The following is a 20,467-nucleotide window of genomic DNA, read 5'->3' on the forward strand; positions in this document are numbered from 1 at the left end:
CGAGGGGTGCCGCGGCTATCGTTGCGGCATGAACATCGAGGGCACGTATCGGCATTTCAAGGGCGGCATCTACACGGTCGTCGGCGTCGCCCGGCACAGCGAGACGGAGGAGGAGCTGGTCGTGTACCGCTCGCCTGCCGGCGAACTGTGGGTGCGACCGCGCGACATGTTCTTCGGCACGACCATCGTCGACGGGCAGGAGGTCGCGCGCTTCGAGCGCCTGAGCAACTAACCGTCTTCGGCGAGCACCGCCATCGCGGCATTGTGTCCGCCGATGCCGGAGACCCCGCCACCCCGTCGGGCACCGGAGCCGCAGAGCAGGATGCGCGGATGCCGCGTCGCCACGCCCCAGCGCTCGGCCGCTGTGTCGCGCGGCGCATCGTCCTCCAGGAACGGCCACTCGAGCCCGCCGTGGAAGATGTTGCCACACGGCATACCCAGCTCGCGCTCGAGATCGAGCGTCGTCTTCGTCTCGATGCAAGGCCTGCCGTGCGCATCGGTGAGCAGCAGCGACTCGATGGGCTCGGCGAGCACACTGTCGAGCGAGGCCAGCACGGCGACCTGAAGCTCGGCCCGCCGCCGCTCGTTGTTCTCCTCCGTGACCAGCCGGGACGGCACATGCAGACCGAAGACCGTGAGGCTGTGCACACCCCGATCCCGTAACTGCGGAGAGAGGATGCTCGGATCGGCCAGCGTGTGGCAGTAGATCTCGCAGGGCAGCGGGCTGGGCACGCTCCCCACCGCCGCCTGCTCATAGGCGGAGGCCAACTGCTGCCAGGTCTCGTTCACGTGGAAGGTGCCGCCGAACGCCTGCTCCGGTGTGACGCTCTCGTCACGCAGTCGCGGCAGCCGGGAGAGCAGCAGATTGACCTTCACCTGCGCTCCCTCCTGCCGTGACGGATGCGCGCCAGTAGTGACGGGGACGCTTTCGCCGAGCAGACGCTCGAGAACAGCGGGAGCCACACCGGAGAGTATGCGGTCGGCCTGCACCTCGTGGATGCTGCCGTCGCGGCGGTAGCGCACCGCGCCATCCGGAGTCACCGACTCGACCTCGGCGCCCGTGAGAAGCTCCGCCCCCGCCTCGGATGCCGCACGGGCCAGCTCCGCGGTGACCGCGCCCATGCCGCCGATCGGAACATCCCACTCGCCCGTGCCGCCGCCCACCAGGTGGTACAGAAAGCAGACGTTCTGCACCAGGCTCGACTCCTCGGCGCGGGCGAAAGTGCCGATGAGAGCATCCGTGAGCACCACCCCGCGAACGAGATCATTCGCGAGATGCTCGGCGATGACCTCGCCGATGGGTCTCTCGATCATGGCCTGCCAGACCCGCTCGGCCCCCGCATCCGCCACCGCCTGCCGCGCCTCGCTGCGCGTGGACAGCTCCCGCGTGAGGCTCGGCCACAGCACCTCGGTGAGCGCGCGGCAGTGCTCATAGAACTCGGCGAACAGGGCCGCCTCCTCGGGTGGAGCGCCGATGCGATCGAAGGATGCGCCGGTCGCGTCCTGCGAGGAATCATCCACGAGCAGACCCCGCCGCGGATCGGTCGGGTCGGGCGTGTACGAGGAGAAGCGCCGACGGGCGAGACGGATGTCGAGGCCCAGCTCATCGATCACGCGCTGCGGGAGCAGGCTCACCAGATAGGAGTAGCGCGACAGCCGGGCGTCGACGCCATCGAACGCGGGCGCGGAGACCGCGGCGCCGCCCACATGGTCGAGCCGCTCCAGGAGCAGCACGCGGCGGCCCGCCCGGGCGAGATACGCCGCGGCGGTGAGACCGTTGTGGCCGCCGCCGACGATCACCGCGTCATAGCGCCCTGCCGGAGTCACTGCCCGGCCCCACCCGCGACAGCCACGATGAAGTCCATGCCCAGAAGCTACGCCACCGGGGCGATAACCGACAGGGGGCGAGGGGTCGACACGCTCGTTACCGGTCAAATCGCTACGCGCTCTGGCTCATGCAATGCCGCTGCGCGCCACTGCTGCTCTCGCGGGTTGGGCCGTCGCGAGGCGGAGGCATCCGCGGCGCACGCCGATGAATCTACTGCGCTGGAGTGCATCGCCCGAGTCGCTCAGCAGGAAGAACCCAGGGACACGCCGACGAGAAGCGGCCGGCGGCGGGGTGTCGGCACATTCCTCCTGCCGAGCACACAGACGGTCGAGCACACAGACGGCGGATGCGGGCGGCCTAACCATCCCGCCGAGTGGTCAGTGGGCGGCTGCCGGCTGCTGCACGAGCTCCGGGTGGTGGATGGCGGCGACGTCCGGGTGGGCGCGCAGCCTGCTCTTGAGCGAATTCTCGCCGTACGTCGAATACAGGGGCGAACCCACGACATCCGCTGTGATTCCGTGTGCGAGCGCCTTCAGCTCGGGCGGAAGGTGCAGCGCAGGGATGGTCGTGTCGAGCGCGGGCGCGAAGAAGAACGGCACCGAGATTCGCTCCTGGCCGGGGCCGGGCGAGACGACGCGGTGCACGGTCGCCTTCAGGTAGCCCTCGGTGGCGACCTCGAGCAGCTCACCGATGTTGACGACGAATGCGCCCTCGACGGGCGGTGCGTCGATCCAGTCGCCGTCCTTCTCGACCTGCAGACCGCCCTTGCCCTCCTCCACGTAGAGGAGGGTGAGCACGCCGAAGTCCTTGTGGGCGCCGACGCCCTGCTGCGGTTCCGGCTCGTCGCGGCCCGGGTAGCGCACGATCTTGATCAGCGTCGACGGGTTGTGGGCGAAGGCGTCGTCGAAGACGTCGGGGGATGCGCCGAGCGATTCCGCCCAGGCGCGCATGAGTGTGATGCTGACGTCTTCGAGGGCCGCCTGCCACTCGTCGACGACCTCGCGCAGCTGCGGCAGCGCGCTCGGCCACTGGTTGGGGCCCTCGAGTGCCCAGTAGGGGGCCACGTCGGCGCCCTTCTCGACGGCCTCACGCTCGGGGCCGATGTCGATCTGTTCGCGCCAGTCGACCTGACCCTGGGTGAGCTCGCCACCGATGCGGGTGTAGCCGCGGAAGTGGGGGCTCTTGAGGTTCTCGATCTCCATCTTGTCGGCATCCGGAAGCGCGAAGAAGTCGCGGGCGGTCGACACGATGCCGTCGAGGAGGCGCTGCGGGACGCCGTGCCCGACGAGGTAGAAGAAGCCGTAGTCGTGCGTCGCCTCGCGCAGTTCGCGCCGGAACGCCGCCGCCTCTTCGGGGCCCTGCTGCAGGCGTGAGAGGTCGAGGATGGGGAGGGTCTGGTCACTCATACTTCTTTGTAACAAAGGCGCTTATCAAAAGCTGCCGCGTTACGCGACAGAGATTTCTCCGGATGACGGTGACAATCCAAGTATCCTTAATCTTCTGGTAATGAAACCGAAGGGTTATGGTTCTGTGGACGATCGGCTCAACGCTGTCTTCTCGGCCCTCGGGGACCCCACGCGGCGTGCCATCCTGCTTCGGTTGAGGGACGGAGACGCGACCGTCGCCCAGCTCGCCGAACCCTTCGACATCAGCCAGCCGGCCGTGTCGAAACACCTCAAAGTGCTCGAAGCCGCGGGCCTCATCACGCGCCGCACGGAGGGCACCGCCCGCTACAGCCACCTCGAGGCGGACCCCATCGCGGAGGCCACCCGCTGGGCCCGCGAATTCAGCGAGTTCTGGGACTCCAGCTTCGACGAGGACGACGCCATCGACGACCCCTTCCTCCGCAGCGACGGCTGGATCATCTGACGCCTCATCGACTCACGAGGTAATACTCAGCCCATTCGGATGCTCCGCGAGGATCATGTCGCCCGAGACATCACCCGTTACGCCGCGAGCAGGGAGCATCCATGTCATTCGTCACCGTCGGCCAAGAGAACTCGACCCCCATCGAACTGTTCTACGAAGACCACGGGCAGGGCCAGACGGTCGTGCTCATCCACGGCTATCCGCTGAACGGGCGCTCATGGGAGCGACAGGAGGCCGCGCTTCTCAAGGCCGGCTACCGGGTCGTCACCTATGACCGCCGCGGTTTCGGCCAGTCGAGCCAGCCGGTCACCGGCTACGACTACGACACGTTCGCCGCCGACCTGGCCGTTCTGCTCGACACGCTCGATGTGACGGATGCCGTGCTCGTCGGCTTCTCGATGGGAACGGGTGAGGTGGCGCGCTACATCGCGAACCATGGTTCTGCGCGCGTCGCGAAGGCGGCGTTCCTCGCCTCGCTCGAACCGTTCCTGCTGCAGACGGATGACAACCCGACGGGGGTGTCGAAGTCTGTCTTCGATGGCATCCTCGAGGCTGCGACGGGTGACCGCTTCGCCTGGTTCGACGGCTTCTTCGCCAACTTCTACAACACGGATGACACGCTCGGCACGCGCCTCAGCGAGGCGGCGCTGCGCAACAGCTGGAACGTGGCGGCCTCCTCGTCGTGGTTCGCGGCGGCAGGAGTCGTGCCGACCTGGCTGACCGACTTCCGCGGCGACATCCCCAAGATCGACGTGCCGACACTCATCCTGCACGGCACCGCCGACCAGATCCTGCCCATCGACTCCACGGGCCGGCCGTTCTCGAAGCTGCTGCCCGACGCCACCTATGTCGAGGTCGAGGGAGCCCCGCATGGGCTGCTCTGGACGCACGCCGAGGAGGTCAACGAGGCGCTGCTCGCGTTCCTGGCGAGCTGAGGGCGGCGTTGTCCGAGGGGTTTTCGGCGGTGTGAGCCGGTGATGCCGGCCTCATTCCGCCGAAAACGCCTCGGAAGGGGTAGCGACGGATGCGATCGGCCGGGCAATACTTGCGGCCGACGGCTGAGGGCGGCTCCGCTCAGTCGCGTGACCTGTGGATGAGGCGCGACAGCACGATGGAGCTGCGCGTGTGGTCGACGTTGGGCGCGTTCCGCACGCGTTCGAGCGCGGCCTCCAGGCTGGTGATGTCGCGGCTGCGGATGTGCACGATCGCGTCCGCGCTGCCGCTGACCGTGCTCGCATCGACGACCTCGGGAACGTCGGAGAGCATCCGGCGCAGCTCTGCAGGCGCGACAGTGCCGCGGCAGAACAGCTCGACGTAGGCCTCGGTGGCGTAGCCGTCGACCGAGGGGTCGACCTGGATGGTGAAGCCGCGGATCACCTTGTCGGCGACGAGCCGGTCGACGCGGCGTTTTACGGCGGATGCCGACAGGCCGATGACCGCGCCGATGTCGCCATAGCCTGCGCGAGCGTTCTGGCGCAGCAGGCTGATGATTCCGTGGTCCAGCTTGTCCATGGCGCCACTTTACGGTGATCTTTTGTGTGTACCTAGGGTCTTTCGCAGATTCCCTGCGCGAAATCGCGAAAATTTGCCCGGTCGCGCTGTGACACTGAGAATATGACGTTGAGCCAGCCTGTTCCGACCGCGGTGACGCGGCGGCCCTCCAAGCGCCGCGTGCTCATGTGCCGGCCGGAGTTCTTCACCGTGAGCTACCGCATCAACCCGTGGATGCACCCGGAGGATCCGACCGACACCTCGCTCGCCGTGACCCAGTGGCAGGCCCTCTACGACATCTACATCGGCCTCGGCTTCGAGGTGGATCTCATCGACCCCATCGCAGGCCTGCCTGACATGGTCTACTCGGCCAACGGCGGCTTCGTGCTCGACGGCGTGGCCTACGGCGCCAGGTTCACCTACCCGGAGCGCCAGCCGGAGGGCCCCGCCTACATGGAGTGGTTCGCGAAGGCCGGGCTGAAGGTGCACGAGCCGCGCGAGACGAACGAGGGCGAGGGCGACTTCCTGCTCGTCGGCGATGTCATCCTTGCCGGAAGCGGCTTCCGCAGCGACTCCGCCAGCCATCAGGAGCTTGCCGAGGTTTTCGGCCGCAAGGTCATCAGCCTGGAGCTGGTCAACCCCAGCTTCTACCACCTCGACACGGCCATCGCCGTGCTCGACCCCGCGCCGGGGGAGGGTGAGGCCGCAAACATCGCCTACCTTCCCTCGGCGTTCAGCGACGAGAGCCTCGCCATCCTGCGCGAACGCTACCCCGACGCCATCATCGCCACGGAGGAGGACGCCGCAGTGCTCGGCCTGAACTCCTTCAGCGACGGCTACAACGTCGTCATCGCATCCCGCGCGAAGGACTTCGAACGCCAGCTGCGCGAGCGCGGCTACAACCCCATCGGCGTCGACCTCTCCGAGCTGCTGCTCGGCGGCGGCGGCGTCAAATGCTGCACCCTGGAGGTCCGGTCATGAGTGAGAACACCGCTGTTGCCACTGTCGGCTTCGAGCACCCCGTCGAAGGCCGCGAGGCATCCTTCGCCGCGATGGAGTTCGAGGATTCGCGCATCGCGAACACCTACAACCCGCTGCCCATCGTCATCGCGAGCGCTGAGGGCGCCTGGGTGACGGATGTCGAGGGTCGCCGCTACCTGGACTGCCTGGCCGCGTATTCGGCCGTCAACTTCGGCCACGGCAACCCGCGCCTGATCGCCGCCGCGAAGGATCAGCTCGACCGGGTCACGCTGACCTGCCGCGCGTTCCACAACGACAAGCTGGGCCCCTTCGTGGATGCGCTCGCGCGCCTCGCGAAGAAGGACATGGTGCTGCCCATGAACACGGGCGCCGAGGCCGTCGAGACGGGCATCAAGATCGCCCGCGCCTGGGGCTACCGCGTCAAGGGCGTCGAGGCGAACAAGGCCAACATCATCGTCGCGAACGGCAACTTCCATGGCCGCACGACGACCATCATCAGCTTCTCGGACGACGCGGATGCGCATGACGCGTTCGGCCCGTACACGCCCGGCTTCACCTCGGTGCCGTACGGTGACGCCGCCGCGCTCGAGGCAGCCATCGACGAGAACACGGTCGCCGTGCTGCTCGAGCCGATCCAGGGTGAGGGCGGCGTGGTCATCCCGCCGGCCGACTACCTGCCGGCCGTGCGCGAGATCACCTCACGCCACAACGTGCTGTTCATTGCGGACGAGATCCAGTCGGCCCTCGGCCGCACCGGCGCGACCTTCCAGTGCGACAACGCCGGCGTGGTGCCCGACCTGTACCTGCTCGGCAAGGCGCTCGGCGGCGGCATCGTGCCCGTCAGCATGGTCGTCGGCAACCGCGACGTCATGGGCGTGCTGCGCCCCGGCGAGCACGGCTCCACCTTCGGCGGCAACCCGCTCGGCGCCGCAGTGGGCTACGAGGTTGTGCGGATGCTCGAAACGGGCGAATACCAGAAGCGCGCGCGGGACCTCGGCGCGGTGCTGAAGGAGAGCCTCGAACGGCTCGTGGGCCGCGGCGTCACCGCCGTGCGCGCCGCAGGCCTGTGGGTCGGAATCGACATCGACCCCGCCTACGGCGATGCACGCGAGGTGTGTGAGCTTCTGCTCGCGCGCGGCGTCATGACGAAGGACACACACGGTTCCATCATTCGCATCGCGCCGCCGCTCGTCGTCGAGGAGCACGAACTGCTGTGGGCCGTCGATCAGCTGGAAGCGGTGCTCGCAGAGCTCGCTTAGCATCCTGTTTTTCTTCGCGAGTGGTCATTTTCTGCCCCAACCCGAAAGCTTTTGGGGCGAGAATTGACCACTCGCGGAGGGGTGGTTGGTTCAGTCGCGGGGGATGAGGCGCTGCAGCTGCGTGACGTGCTGCGGCCCGAGCTCATCGAGTGTGGCCACCTCGAGCAGCTTCATGGTGCGCACGACCTGCTCCGACAGGATCTGCACGGCGCGGTCGACGCCCTCGCGCCCGCCCGCCATGAGTCCGTACAGGTAGGCGCGGCCGATGAGCGTGAAGCGGGCACCGAGTGCGATGCAGGCGACGATGTCGGCCCCCGACATGATGCCCGTGTCGACGTGAACCTCGAGCTCGCCGCCGACCTCGCGCACCACATTCGGCAGCAGGTGGAACGGGATGGGGGCGCGGTCGAGCTGCCTGCCACCATGGTTCGACAGCACGATGCCGTCGACTCCGCGGTCGGCCATGAGCCGAGCATCCGCCACCGTCTGCACGCCCTTGACCATGATCTTGCCGGGCCACATGCCGCGGATCACGTCGAGGTCGTCGAGCGAGATGGTCGGGTCCATGGCGCTGTCGAGCAGCTCGCCGACGGTTCCGCCGGTCGAGCTGAGTGACGCGAACTCGAGGGGCGGGGTGGTGAGGAAGTTGAACCACCACTCGGGGCGCGGGATGGCGTTGACGATCGTGCCCAGGGTGAGCTGCGGCGGGATGGAGAAGCCGTTGCGCTTGTCGCGCAGGCGCGCGCCCGCGACGGGGGTGTCGACCGTGAAGAAGAGGGTGTCGAAACCGGCCGCCGCAGCCCGCTCGACGAGGCCATACGAGATCTCGCGCTCGCGCATCACATAGAGCTGGAACCAGTTGCGCCCGTGCGGGTTCGCCGCCTTCACACCCTCGATCGAAGTCGTACCCAGGGTGGAGAGGGTGAACGGGATGCCCACGGCGCCCGCCGCCCCGGCGCCGGCGGTCTCGCCCTCGGCATGCATCAGACGGGTGAAACCGGTGGGCGCGATACCGAACGGCATGGCGCTCGGCCCGCCCAACACCTCGCGGCTCGTGTCGACCTCGGGCACGCTGCGCAGGATGCTCGGGTGGAACTCGATGTCCTGAAACGCCTGCCGCGCGCGGGTCATCGAGATCTCGTCTTCGGCGGCCCCCTCCGTGTACTCGAACGGAGCCTTCGGGGTGCGGCGCTTCGCGATCGTGCGCAGGTCATGAATGGTGAGCGCAGCATCCAGTCGTCGCTTCTTGGCGTTGAGCTCGGGTGCCTTGAACTTCATGAGCGGCATGATGTCGCGGGGCTTGGGGAACTGTCTCTTCATGGTGACCTTCTAGGCGGATGCGCGGGGACGTGGCGAATAGGGGCGAGGCGAGAACGCGCGGGCGACAAGGGTGCGCAGCGACTCGAGGCTACCGGTGACAAGGCCCTGCGCCCTGGCCTGCACGAGCACATTGCCGATGGCGGTCGCCTCGACCGGGCCGGCCAGCACTGGCCTGCCGAGCCGGTCGGCAGTCAGCTGGCAGAGCAACTCGTTCTGTGATCCACCACCCACGATGTGCACGATCGACACCTGCCGGCCCGACAGCTCGGCCGCGGCGACGACGGCGCGGGCGAAGGCATCCGCAAGGCTCTCGATGATGCTGCGCACGAACTCGGCGCGGCTGGCGGGCACGGGCAGGTCGTACTCGAGGCAGTACCCGGCGATGCGGGCGGGCATGTCACCGGGGGCGAGGAATCGCGGGTCGTCGGCGTCGAAGACGGCGACCGGGGTCGTGACTGCGGCGGCCTGCGCGAGCAGCCCGGGCAGATCGATGACCTCGCGGCCCCGTTCCCAGCTGCGCACCGACTCGCTCAGCAGCCACAGGCCCATCACGTTGTGCAGGTAGCGCACGCGTCCGTCGACGCCGCCCTCGTTGGTGAAGTTGGCGGCGCGGCCGGCCTCGCTGATCACCGGATGCTCGAGCTCGACGCCCACGAGGCCCCAGGTTCCGCACGAGATGTAGGCAGTGTCGTCGCGGCTCGATGGGATGGCGACGACGGCGCTCGCCGTGTCGTGCGAGCCGACGGTCGTGACGGAGAGGTTGCGGCCAACCTCGGCGGCGACGGATGGCAGCAGGCCGCCGATGGTCGTGCCGGCGTCGACGAGGCCGGGGAGGATGGCGCGCGGCATGCCGAGGCGGGCAATGAGTTCGTCATCCCATTCGCGCGTCTCCGCGCCGAGCAGGCCGGTCGTCGACGCGTTGGTGCGCTCGGCAGCGGTGTTCCCCGTGAGCCAGAAGTTCAGCAGGTCGGGGATGAGCAGCATGGTGTCTGCGAGGTCCAGCTCGTCGGTCGCCAGCTGGAACACCGTGTTGAACGGCAGGTGCTGCAGGCCGTTCGCAGCATAGAGTTCCTGTGGCCCGACGAGGGCGTGCACCGCCTCCACTCCGGCCGCCGAGCGCTCGTCGCGGTAGTGGTACGGGGTGCCGAGCATCCGCCCCCCGCGCATGAGGGCGTAGTCGACCGCCCACGAGTCGACGCCGATACTGCGCAGCCCCGGCTCCTCGCGCACGGCCGCGCCGAGGCCGGCGACGACGTTGCGGTAGAGCTCGAGGATGTTCCAGTGCAGCCCGTCGGCGATGCGCACGGGAGTGTTGGCGAAGCGTGCGACGGGGCGGATGCTGAGCTCGTCATGGCCGACGAAGCCCAGCATGACGCGCCCGCTGGTCGCGCCCAGATCGATCGCGGCGACCGCCCCGCTCATCGGAGCCACCCGCTCATCGGAGCCACCCGTTCATCGGACCGCCCCGCTCATCGGAGGAAGGCGGCGGCGACGCCCGCATCCACCGGGATGTGCAGGCCGGTCGTGTGGCTGAGATCGGCCGAGCACAAGGCGAACACGGCGTTGGCGACATTCTCGGGCAGCACCTCACGCTTGAGCAGGGTGCGCTGTGCGTAGTACTTGCCCAGCTCCTCCTCGGGCACCCCGTAGACGGCGGCACGCTTGGCGCCCCAGCCGCCGGCGAAGATTCCGGAGCCGCGCACGACCCCGTCGGGGTTGATGCCGTTGACCTTGACCCCGTGCTCGCCGAGTTCGGCCGCGAGCAGCCGCACCTGGTGCGCCTGGTCGGCCTTCGTGGCGCTGTAGGCGATGTTGTTGGGCCCGGCGAACACCGAGTTCTTCGACGAGATGTACACGATGTCGCCGCCCATCTCCTGGGCGATGAGCACGGATGCTGCGGCGCGCGAGACAAGGAACGAGCCCTTTGCCATCACGTTGTGCTGCAGATCCCAGTCGGCGACCGTCGTCTCGAGCAGCGACTTCGACAGCGAGAGCCCCGCATTGTTGACCACGAGGTCGAGCCCGCCGAATGCGAGCACGGTGGCGTCGACGGCAGCCTGGACCGCCCGCTCGTCTGTGACGTCTGCCTTGATGCCGATGGCGACATCCGTGCCGCCCAGCTCGGCAGCGGCCGCCTGCGCCTTCTCGAGGTCGAGGTCGGCGATGACGACGCAGGCACCCTCCGCGGCGAGACGCGTGGCGATGGCCTTGCCGATTCCGGATGCGGCACCCGTGACGAGCGCGATGCGGCTCGCGAGCGGCTTCGGCGCGGGCATGCGCTGCAGCTTCGCTTCCTCGAGCGCCCAGTATTCGATGCGGAACTTCTCGGCGTCGCTGATCGGCTCGTAGCGCGAGATCGCCTCGGCGCCGCGCATCACATTGATGGCGTTCACGTAGAACTCGCCGGCGACGCGCGCGGTCTGCTTGTTGGCGCCGAAGCTGAACATGCCGACGCCGGGCACGAGCACGATGGCCGGGTCGGCACCGCGCATCGCCGGGCTCTCGGCGTTCGCATGGGTGTTGTAGTACGCCGCGTAGTCGGCCCGGTACTGCTCGTGCAGCTCCTTGAGGCGCGCGATCGAGTCGTCGACGGATGCCGCGGCCGGCAGGTCGAGCACGAGCGGCTTCACCTTGGTGCGCAGAAAGTGGTCGGGGCAGCTCGTGCCGAGGGCGGCCAGTCGCGGATGCTCGCTGGACGCCAGAAAGTCGAGCACTTCGTCACTGTCGCTGAAGTGCCCGAGCTGAGCGCGGTCGGTCGAGGCGAGTCCGCGAATGGCCGGCGCCAACGCGGCGGCCTTGGCTCGCCGTTCGGCCTCTGGCAGGGCCTCGTAACCGTCCAGAGGGGTTCCGAAGGGGTTCTCGCGCCCGTGCTCGGCGATGTAGGCGGCGGCGGTTTCGATGATCCACAGGCTGTTCGCCTCGGACTCCGCACTCGTGTCGCCCCATGCGGTCACGCCGTGCCCTCCGAGGATGCAGCCGATGGCATCCGGGTTCGCGCGCTTGATCGCGGCGATGTCCTCGCCGAGCTGCCAGCCGGGACGGCGCCACGGAACCCACACGACGCGACCGCCGAATGCGGCGGCGGTGAGTGCCTCGCCGTCGGCCGCCGTCGCGAAGGCGATGCCGGAGTCGGGATGCAGGTGGTCGACATGTGCGGCATCCACGAGCCCGTGCATGGCCGTGTCGATGGAGGGGGCCGCACCGCCCTTGCCGTGGAGCACATAGTCGAACGCGGCGACCATCTCGTCTTCGCGCTCGACGCCCGGGTAGACCTTGGAGAGGGCGCGCAGGCGGTCGAGTCGCAGAACGGCCAGACCCTTCTCGGTGAGGGTGCCGAGGTCGCCGCCGCTGCCCTTCACCCAGAGCAGTTCGACGTCTTCGCCCGTGACGGGGTCGGTCTCGGTGCCCTTCGCGGAAGTGTTGCCGCCCGCGAAGTTGGTGTTGCGGGGGTCTGCGCCGAGGCGGTTGCTGCGGGCGACAAGTTCGCGTGCTGTCTCACTCATGTCTCTTCTGTTCTCTCGTCGTCTGGTGAGGGGTCGCAAAGTGCCCTTGCGGGCATCCGCGAAGGGCACTTTGTGACCTCTCAAGGAACATCGTGGGCTTAGGCGCCCCAGCTGGCCTGCGCGCCGCCGACGCGCTCCTCGCTGATGCGTTCGCGGTATCCGCTGGCCGTGAACGCGGCCATCGGGTCGGCCGGCAGGCCACGCGACTCGCGCCACTCGGCGAGAGGAGCGCGCACATCGGTGTAGAAGGCGTCCATGAGGATGCTGTTGGCCCCGAGAACGTCGCCCGCGGACTGGGCGGCACCCAGAGCATCCGTGTCGACGAGGAGCGCGCGCGCCGTCATCTCCTGCACGTTCAGGACCGAACGGATCTGGCCCGGAATCTTCTCCTCGATGTTGTGGCACTGGTCGAGCATGAATGCGACACCGCTGTCGGTGCCGTAGCCGCCGCCGCGAACAACCTCGAACAGGATGCGGAAGAGTTGGAACGGGTCGGCCGCACCAACGATGAGGTCGTCGTCTGCGTAGAAGCGCGAGTTGAAGTCGAAGGCGCCCAGCTTGCCGAGACGCAGCAGCTGCATGACGATGAACTCGATGTTGGTGCCCGGCGCATGATGGCCGGTGTCGAGGCAGACCATGGCGCGCTCACCGAGGGCGGCGACCTGGGCGTAGCTGGTACCCCAGTCGGGAACGTCGGTGTGGTAGAAAGCCGGCTCGAAGAACTTGTATTCGAGCACGAGACGCTGCTCGGTGCCGAGTCTCGCGTAGATCTGCTGAAGCGAGTCGCTCAGGCGGTCCTGCCGGGCTCGCATGTCGCCCTGGCCGGGGTAGTTGGTGCCGTCGGCGAGCCAGATCTTGAGGTCCTTCGAGCCGGTCTTGTGCATGATGTCGATGCACTCGAAGTGGTGGTCGATGGCCTTCTGGCGGATGCGGGGGTCGCTGTGGGTGACGGAGCCCAGCTTGTAGGCGTCGTCCTGGAAGGTGTTCGAGTTGATCGTGCCGAGACTCACACCCTGCTCGTTGGCGTAGGCACCCAGCGCGGCGTAGTCGTCGACCTTGTCCCACGGGATGTGCAGGGCGACCTTGGGGGCGAGGCCGGTGAACTTGTGCACCTGCGCGGCGTCGGCGATCTTCTCCTGCGGTGTGCGGGGGGTGCCCGGTGTTCCGAAGACGCGAAAGCGGGTGCCGGAGTTGCCGAATGCCCAGGAGGGTAGCTCGATGGCCTGCTCGGCGAGCAGGGGAGCGATGTCACTGAATTGCGCCATGGGAGTTCTTCCGTTCTGGATGAATCGTTTCAATCATGAGTGTAATCGAGATCTGTCAGATGTTGGTCTGCGCGCCGTGCTGCCGTACGGCAGCGAGTTGGTCCTCCAGATTGAAGACCTCGGTCAGCGAGATGAAGCCCTCGTCGGGGGGAACATCCAGATCCACGAAGTGCTCGGCCATGGCTCGCTGCCAGCGCGCGTTCACCTCGGTGGCGGCCATCGCACGCTGAGCTGCGCCCAGATCATCCGACTCGACGTAGCCGATCAGTAGGCCGTCCGGTCGCAGGAAGAGCGAGTAGTTGTGCCACCCCGAGTCGGCAAGCGCCTCAAGCATGTCGGGCCACACAGCAGCGTGAGCAGCCTTGTACGCCTCGATATGGTCAGGCTTCACCTGAAGCTGAAAACAGTAGCGATTCATGGCCGTCCCTCTAGTGCCACTTCGGCAGTGCGGCCATATCAACATGGCGGTGTTCGATGCCGAGCAGCTCGGCGGCAGCGCGGAGGTCGCCGGCCACATGGCCTACGCACAGCGCCCAGTGGTGGCCAACCCCGGTCTTCGACCACTCGTCCACCCATACGCCGGGGTCGCCGCCGAAGTCGACGCGCGATGTCGTGTTGCCGATCTCGAGCAGCGGCCCCGGCGTGACAACACCCTCGCTGGTGATGAAGGTGTAGCTGCCGTCTCTGTCCTCGCCGACGCCGAAAGTGGTGATGGGTCCGTGTTTGACATCGAACTCGACCGAGACGCCGTAGCCGCGCTTGCCGTGATAGATGCCGAGCCCCCGCAGCAGCGGATCGCGCTGCGAGACGGCGAGGTGTGCCGGGCCGTCGTGACCCATCTCCACGACGTCGTCGAAGAAGTTGAGAGCCTGGATCTCGGTGAATGAGCCGCCAGCCCCGATCGTGTGGGCGGCGAGCATGGCGATGCTGGTGCGCAACTCGTATTCGCCAGCGAAGGGGATGCCCCGGGCGGTCAGGAGCGACGAGCCAAGAATCATTCCGGCGCCAAGACGTTCATGCAGTTCTCCGCCCAGCCCCCGGTGGTAGTAGGCCGCCGAATCGAGATCGAAGTCGTCGACGAGGCGGTCGAGGCCGACGCTGACCTTCGCCCCCCAAGCAAAATCCTCTTCGTCGACAGAGCTGTCGATCTCGAACAGTTGCCGGGCGAGGCCCATGCGCTCCCTGACCTGCGCATCCGTCACCTCGTCTACTCTCACGCGCAGATCGTCGAACTCGAGCACTTCGACATGCGATCCGAACTGGGCGGAGACGCGAGTCATGTCGGTCGAGACGTCGAGCATCCCCGGGTAGACGTGGCCCATGAGGCCGTGACGGGCGTGACGCAGGGTCGCCCGCACCTTGGCGGCGTTCACCCAGCGATTGATGCGGGTCCAGGCGCGCTCGTCTTTGAGATGACCCGAGACGCTGCGGAACTCGATTCCGGCCCGCAGGAACACGTTCGCCACCTCAGGCACGGGGCACTGGCCGCAGTAGGCGAGCCACTTGCCGGTGTCGAAGTTCGCATGATCCATGGCCTCGGTCGGCTGCAGGTCGATGACCAGGACGGGGGTGCCCCCGCGCTGAGCGATCGGCAGAACCATGGATGCCGTGAGGTAGGTGGTGAGAAAGATGACGATGAGATCGCAATCGGCCTGGCGCAGCTTCTCTGCTGCGACCGCGGCCTCCCGCGCATCCGAAATGAATCCGACGTCGATGACCTCGGCGTCGAGGGCGGTGAATCGTTCGGTGACATAACGGCTCGACTGCTGCAACTGCGGCAGGAGCTCGGGGAACTGGGGCCAGTATGCAGCCAGGCCACCGGCGACGAGGCCGATGCGGGTTGCCCGGCGGATCTTCGGGGGAAGCAACTCGGTGACTGGGGTGCGGGACATCATTGGCTCCGAAAGAGTGTTGTGGTGTTCGTGGGGTCTGGTGGGGTTCTCCCGGGCCCACTCAGCGAAGTGTGGGCGGGCCCGGGAGAGGAGACGGCTACCTAGAAGTCGTAGTCGTCGATGTTTTCTGCGTTGAACCGCGTGGGCGGCCCGACGATGGCGACGCCGTTCGCTCCCACGGTGATCTCTCCCATCTCGCCGGCGTCAAAGGTGTCACCCTCTGCTCCGGTGATGGTTCCGTCGACGAGGGCCTTGCCGGCGAATGCGGCAACGTATCCGAGCTGTGCTGGGTCCCAGAGAGCGAACTCCTGCACGGTGCCGTCCTTGACGAACTCGCGCATTTCGTTCGGCAGGCCGAGGCCCGTCAGAGCGACCTTGCCCTTGTAGTCAGACGTGGAGATGTACTTGGCTGCTGCAGCGATGCCCACGGTGGTCGGAGAGATGATTCCGGCCAGGTCGGGGTAGGAGGAGAGCAGGCCCTGGGTCTCCTGGAATGACTTGTCGGCGTCGTCGTCGCCGTAGACCTTCGCCACGAGGTGGATGTCTGCGTAGTCGGGGTTCGATTCGAGCTCCTCCTCCATGAACTTGATCCACTCGTTCTGGTTGGTAGCCGTCGCCGTTGCCGACAGGATGGCGATGTCACCGGATCCGCCGATCTGCTCTGAGATGATCTCGAGCTGGATCAGTGCGACGTCCTTGGCGACAACCTGGCTGATGAAGATGTCGCGGTAGTCGGGGTTGGTGTCCGAGTCGAATGCGACGATCTTCGCGCCGGCCTCGCGGGCCGTCTGGAGTGCGGGTCCGACCGCGTCGGGGTCGTTCGCCGCGATGACGATGACGTTCGTTCCCTCCTGAGTGGCCTGCTCGATGAACGGGATCTGGGCGCTGGCGCTGGCCTCGAGCGGCCCGAGGACCTGCGAGTCGTAGCCGATCTCCTTCGCGCCGTCCTCGCCGCCGCCGAGGACGACATCCGTGTAGGGGTTGTTCAGTTGCTTGGGGAGGAAGGCGATGGTGCTGGTGCCGTCGCCGCCGGCCTCGCCGCCTCCGCCGTTACCTGTGGTTGCGCAACCGGTTGCGGCGAGAGCCACGACTGTTGCGACTGCAGCGAAGGTGCCGACGCGACGACCCCGCCCGCTAGTGGAAAACAACTTCATTGTTCTTCCTTTCGTGATCACGCCTGGTGCTTAGGCGCTGTTCGCTCCGGAGGCACCCTGCCTCTGGAAGTTTTGGTGGACCCTGCGAAGCCGGATCCTTTCCCTGCCCCATGCGATGAGGCTGGGAGCCACGACCGACAGCACAAGGAGCCCGCCGGTGACGATGATGAGCGCCGTCTCCGGCACCTTGGCCAAGCGCAGCGCGTAGGTGAGCGTGCCGATCAGGAGAACGCCGCCGACCACCCCGAGGATGTTGCCCTTGCCGCCGAAGATGGAGACGCCGCCGAGGAGCACTGCCGCGATGACGGTCAACTCCAGGCCGGTGCCGTTGTCGGGCCCGGCACTCGCCAGACGAAGAGTGAGGAAGACGCCGACCATGGATGACACAACACCGGTGGCGACGAACAGCCAGAACTTCGCGTGACCAACCCGCACGCCGACGAAGGTGGCGGCCTGAGGGCTGTAGCCCAGCGCATAGAGGCCGCGCCCGAACGGGGTGAAGTGGAGGAGCACCGCGAAGAACGCGATGACCACGAGCACGAAGATCATGATCACCGGGATGCCGGTGTTGCCGATCTTGGACAGCACGAATGAGGTGAGCTCCTTGGGAAAGCTGGCCACCTTCTGATCGCCGATGACCACGAGCGCAAGGCCGCGATAGAGCGCGAGAGTACCGATCGTCACGGCCAGCGACGGGAGGCCAAGGGTCGTGATGAGAAAACCGTTGAATGCACCACACAGAACCCCGATGAGCAGCGACAGCGCCATCACCGTGCCGATGTCGAGCCCACTGTCGCGCCACAGAACACCCATCACGGCACTCGTGAGACCCGCCGTGGAGGCCACCGACAGGTCGATCTCGCCGGAGATGATAACGAGCGCCATCGGCATGGCGATGAGCAGCACCGGCACCACCTGGATGAGCAGGAATCCGACAGTGAGGGTTGAGGCGAAGTAGTTCACCGACACCATCGAGATCACGATGACCGAGATCAGGATGTAGAAGATCACGGCATCATGACCGCTGATGCGGCGGATCCATTGACTACGCGTGGCAGTGGCCATCGTTTCAGACATCTTTGGCCTCACTCACTCGAAGCTTGCGGGTTCTTCGCAACGACACAACGCGGTCGATGATGATGGCGGAAAGAATAAGAACGCCCACGATCGCCTGCTGCCAGAACTTGTCGACCCGGGTTGCGGTCAACGCCCCGGTGATGGTGGAGAGCAGAACGGCGCCGATCGCGGCACCCGCCACCGTGCCCGAACCGCCGAAGATGGCTACGCCGCCGACAACGACCGCGGCCACCACATCCAATTCGAGACCCGAACCGGTCAGCGCACCCACCGAGTTGTAGCGCGAGGTGTAGAGCACCCCGGCCAGGCCCGTGAGAGCGCCGGTGGCGATGAACGCGCTCAGCACGCGCCCGCCGACGGGGATGCCGAACAGCCGCGCAGCATCCGGATCGGAGCCGATCGCATACAGATCACGCCCGCTCCGCACCGAACTCATGAACACCGCGACCGCGACGGTAATAACCACCGCGATGATGGTGATGATCGGGATGCCGAAGAAGGTGTCCACCGAGAGGTTGCCGAACTCCTTCGGGTTGTCGCCCGAGAAGAACTGCTTGGAGCCAGCCCAGCTCGAGAGCACGCCCCTGAATATGTACATGGTCCCGAGCGTGATCACCAACGCAGGAACCTTCGCCGAGGTCACCAACAGGCCGTTGATCGCCCCCAGCAGCCCGCCGAAGGTCATACCGATCACGAAGACCAGCACGAGGGGAATGTCCGGGAAGATGTCGAACACGGTTCCGGTGCCGAACGCGGTGAGGCCCAAAATGGCGCCCACCGAGAGATCGACATTGCGGGTGATGATGACAATGGACTGCCCGACCGCCAAGATCACCATGATCGTGGCGTTGAGCATCAGATCCTTGGTGCTCTGCGGAGACAGGAAGCGCGGATTGAGGATGAAGGTCACCGCGATGAGCAGAACGAGGGCACTCGCCACCGGAATCTCCCGGGCGGTGAAGAAACGCTTGACGGCGCCGCTGCGTGCGGCGGTCGGTGTGTGGGTCACGGTGCTCATTCGCCAGCCCCCTGACTTCCCGTCGCCGCCTGCATGACCAACTCAGCCGTCGCATCCGCCCTGCTCAGCTCTGCCGTGATGCGGCCCTCGTGCATGACGAGAACGCGGTCTGCCATGCCGAGAACCTCCGGCAGCTCTGAGGAGATCATGAGGATCGCGATGCCTCGGCCCGCGAGCTCGGAGAGGAGCCGGTGCACCTCGGCCTTGGTGCCGACGTCGATACCCCGAGTCGGTTCGTCGACGATGAGCAGCCGGGGGGAGGTGGCCAGCCACTTGGCGAGCACCACCTTCTGCTGATTGCCGCCGGAGAGGGTGGAGACGGGAAGATCCTGTGATGCCGTCTTCACCTGGAGTCGCTGGGACCAGTCCTCGGCTGCGGCATGCTCGCGTCTCCCAGATATGAGACCGAAGCGGGCGAGAGAATTGCGCAGGGTGAGGGTGACATTGCGGCTGACGGGGAGGTCGAGAACGAGCCCCTGCTTGCGGCGGTCCTCCGGCACGAAGCCGATGCCCGCAGCGATCGCATCCCTCGGGCTGCGCGGCTTGAGCTTGCGGCCGCCGACAGTCACAGTGCCCGAATCGTAGGGGTCGATACCGAAGACGGCCCTGGCCACCTCGGTTCGGCCCGCACCGACCAGCCCAGAGAGGGCAACGATCTCACCCGCGCGAATCTCGAAGTTGATGTCCGTGAAGGTGCCAGCGCTGCTGAGGCTGTCGACCTTGAGTACGACGTCACCGATCTCGGCAGTCTCCTTGGGGAACAACTCGCCAAGCTCGCGGCCCACCATCTCCTTGACGATGGCCTGCACCGTGACATCAGCAGTGTTGTGAACCTGAATGTAGTGGCCATCGCGCATGACGGTGATGCGGTCGCAGAGGTCGAAGACCTCCTCGAAGCGGTGCGAGATGAACAGGATGCCGGCACCCTTGTCGCGAAGCGAGCGGGCGACGCTGAAGAGGCGATCGACTTCGACGCCCGAGAGCGCTGCGGTCGGCTCATCCATAACAAGCACGGTGGCGTCGAGGGAGATGGCCTTGGCGATCTCGATGATCTGCTGGTCGGCGATCGATAGGCCTTCGGCAATGCGGTCGGGGTCGATCGGCACGCCGAGGGTGGCGAAGAGTTCGGATGCTCGGCGACGCATCTCAGCTCGGCTGATAAGCCCGCCACGCCCTGTGGGTTGACGGCCGATGAAGATGTTCTCCGCAACGGTGAGGTCGGGAAAGAGGGTGGGCTCCTGGTAGATGACGGAGATCCCGGCGGCTTTGCTGTCGCTCACGCTGCGAAAGTGGACGGGCTTGCCGTCGACGAGGAACTCTCCCCGATCGGGGGCGTGGACGCCGGCGAGGATCTTGACGAGGGTGGATTTGCCGGCGCCGTTCTCGCCCACGAGGGCGTGGATCTCACCGGCACGGATCTCCACGGTTCCCTCGGCGAGGGCGATGACGGGCCCGAATGTCTTCGATGCACCGCTGAGTTGCAGCAGGGGTTGATCGATGACATTGCTGCCTGGGGTGTGCGTTGCCATACGCCGGGGATACCTCCACGATGAGGGATTGAATCGATTTAATGCGGGTGTTCGAGAAGACTACGGTCGCAAGACGTGATCGTCAAGGCGAGAGCTGCGACATCCGTGTCATTGTTGGACTCGACGGGCGAACAGCGATGGTGAATCGTTACACTTGTCGCCTGCGACCGACGGAGGAATCATGACCGCAGCCAGCGTGAAAGACGTCGCCGCGCTCGCGGGAGTGTCGGTCGGAACAGTCTCCAATGTTCTCAACCGGCCCGGCAAAGTCAGCGCGTCGA

General features: G+C 66.6%; 19 protein-coding genes. 6 read left to right on the forward strand and 13 right to left on the reverse strand.

Features of this window, described 5'->3' with window-relative positions; genetic code table 11:
- Positions 1-28 precede the first annotated feature (28 nt).
- Entirely contained in the window at positions 29-232 is a 204-nt protein-coding gene (locus FB562_RS13470; RefSeq protein ID WP_141881818.1) for a DUF1653 domain-containing protein, read from the forward strand.
- Here FB562_RS13470 and FB562_RS13475 read toward each other — a convergent pair.
- Together FB562_RS13475 and FB562_RS13480 are read right to left on the reverse strand one after the other, a co-directional pair.
- Positions 229-1,827, reverse strand: a complete 1,599-nt coding sequence (locus tag FB562_RS13475) for a phytoene desaturase family protein (RefSeq protein ID WP_141881819.1) — start codon at positions 1,825-1,827, stop codon at positions 229-231. The two genes, FB562_RS13470 and FB562_RS13475, sit on opposite strands and share 4 nt — an antisense overlap.
- 378 nt (positions 1,828-2,205) lie before the next feature.
- On the reverse strand, positions 2,206-3,234 hold the full coding sequence (locus FB562_RS13480; RefSeq protein ID WP_141881820.1) for an isopenicillin N synthase family dioxygenase: 1,029 nt from the start codon (positions 3,232-3,234) through the stop codon (positions 2,206-2,208).
- Positions 3,235-3,334: 100 nt separating this feature from the next.
- Between FB562_RS13480 and FB562_RS13485 the strand changes: the two genes are divergently transcribed.
- On the forward strand, positions 3,335-3,697 hold the full coding sequence (locus tag FB562_RS13485) for an ArsR/SmtB family transcription factor (RefSeq protein WP_141881821.1): 363 nt from the start codon (positions 3,335-3,337) through the stop codon (positions 3,695-3,697).
- 101 nt (positions 3,698-3,798) lie between these two features.
- On the forward strand, positions 3,799-4,632 hold the full coding sequence (locus tag FB562_RS13490) for an alpha/beta fold hydrolase (protein ID WP_141881822.1): 834 nt from the start codon (positions 3,799-3,801) through the stop codon (positions 4,630-4,632).
- A 139-nt stretch (positions 4,633-4,771) separates the two neighbouring features.
- On the opposite strand, the gene FB562_RS13495 is transcribed toward FB562_RS13490, so the two are convergent.
- Entirely contained in the window at positions 4,772-5,209 is a 438-nt protein-coding gene (locus tag FB562_RS13495; RefSeq protein WP_141881823.1) for an Lrp/AsnC family transcriptional regulator, read from the reverse strand.
- A gap of 102 nt (positions 5,210-5,311) precedes the next feature.
- Here FB562_RS13495 and ddaH point away from each other — a divergent pair, with 102 nt between their 5' ends.
- Complete coding sequence (gene ddaH / locus FB562_RS13500) at positions 5,312-6,169, forward strand: dimethylargininase (protein ID WP_141881824.1); 858 nt, start codon at positions 5,312-5,314, stop codon at positions 6,167-6,169.
- Entirely contained in the window at positions 6,166-7,428 is a 1,263-nt protein-coding gene (gene rocD, locus FB562_RS13505) for an ornithine--oxo-acid transaminase (protein ID WP_141881825.1), read from the forward strand. Before ddaH ends, rocD begins: the two co-directional genes overlap by 4 nt.
- Positions 7,429-7,518: 90 nt before the next feature.
- Here the strand turns inward: rocD and FB562_RS13510 are convergent, their stop codons facing one another.
- The 10 genes from FB562_RS13510 to FB562_RS13555 form a co-directional block, all read right to left on the reverse strand.
- Positions 7,519-8,748, reverse strand: coding sequence for an alpha-hydroxy acid oxidase (locus tag FB562_RS13510; protein WP_141881826.1), 1,230 nt, complete (start codon positions 8,746-8,748; stop codon positions 7,519-7,521).
- A gap of 9 nt (positions 8,749-8,757) precedes the next feature.
- The gene (locus FB562_RS13515; protein WP_141881836.1) at positions 8,758-10,170 is read right to left on the reverse strand and encodes a rhamnulokinase; all 1,413 of its coding nucleotides are present in this window, start codon (positions 10,168-10,170) and stop codon (positions 8,758-8,760) included.
- 47 nt (positions 10,171-10,217) lie between these two features.
- Positions 10,218-12,251: a bifunctional aldolase/short-chain dehydrogenase gene (locus FB562_RS13520; protein ID WP_141881827.1), complete on the reverse strand. Its 2,034-nt coding sequence runs from the start codon at positions 12,249-12,251 to the stop codon at positions 10,218-10,220.
- Positions 12,252-12,349: 98 nt separating this feature from the next.
- On the reverse strand, positions 12,350-13,516 hold the full coding sequence (gene rhaI, locus FB562_RS13525) for an L-rhamnose isomerase (RefSeq protein ID WP_141881828.1): 1,167 nt from the start codon (positions 13,514-13,516) through the stop codon (positions 12,350-12,352).
- 55 nt (positions 13,517-13,571) lie between these two features.
- Positions 13,572-13,934: an L-rhamnose mutarotase gene (locus FB562_RS13530; RefSeq protein ID WP_141881829.1), complete on the reverse strand. Its 363-nt coding sequence runs from the start codon at positions 13,932-13,934 to the stop codon at positions 13,572-13,574.
- A 10-nt stretch (positions 13,935-13,944) separates the two neighbouring features.
- Entirely contained in the window at positions 13,945-15,408 is a 1,464-nt protein-coding gene (locus FB562_RS13535) for an L-fucose/L-arabinose isomerase family protein (RefSeq protein ID WP_141881830.1), read from the reverse strand.
- A gap of 101 nt (positions 15,409-15,509) precedes the next feature.
- Positions 15,510-16,562, reverse strand: a complete 1,053-nt coding sequence (rhaS, locus tag FB562_RS13540) for a rhamnose ABC transporter substrate-binding protein (protein ID WP_141881831.1) — start codon at positions 16,560-16,562, stop codon at positions 15,510-15,512.
- Positions 16,563-16,592: 30 nt separating this feature from the next.
- Positions 16,593-17,627 carry an ABC transporter permease gene (locus FB562_RS13545; RefSeq protein WP_246081509.1) on the reverse strand — a complete coding sequence of 345 codons (1,035 nt, stop codon included), beginning with the start codon at positions 17,625-17,627 and terminating at the stop codon, positions 16,593-16,595.
- A 4-nt stretch (positions 17,628-17,631) separates the two neighbouring features.
- A complete protein-coding gene (locus FB562_RS13550; RefSeq protein WP_141881833.1) occupies positions 17,632-18,657 on the reverse strand; it encodes an ABC transporter permease in 1,026 nt (341 codons plus the stop codon).
- Complete coding sequence (locus tag FB562_RS13555; protein ID WP_141881834.1) at positions 18,654-20,186, reverse strand: sugar ABC transporter ATP-binding protein; 1,533 nt, start codon at positions 20,184-20,186, stop codon at positions 18,654-18,656. Before FB562_RS13555 ends, FB562_RS13550 begins: the two co-directional genes overlap by 4 nt.
- 181 nt (positions 20,187-20,367) lie before the next feature.
- On the opposite strand from FB562_RS13555, the gene FB562_RS13560 reads away from it, so the two are divergent.
- Positions 20,368-20,467 (forward strand): LacI family DNA-binding transcriptional regulator (locus tag FB562_RS13560; RefSeq protein WP_141881835.1); only part of this gene is annotated, 100 nt, incomplete at its 3' end.

The sequence above is a fragment of the Homoserinimonas aerilata genome, assembly GCF_006716125.1.
GTDB classification, from domain to species: Bacteria; Actinomycetota; Actinomycetes; order Actinomycetales; family Microbacteriaceae; genus Homoserinimonas; species Homoserinimonas aerilata.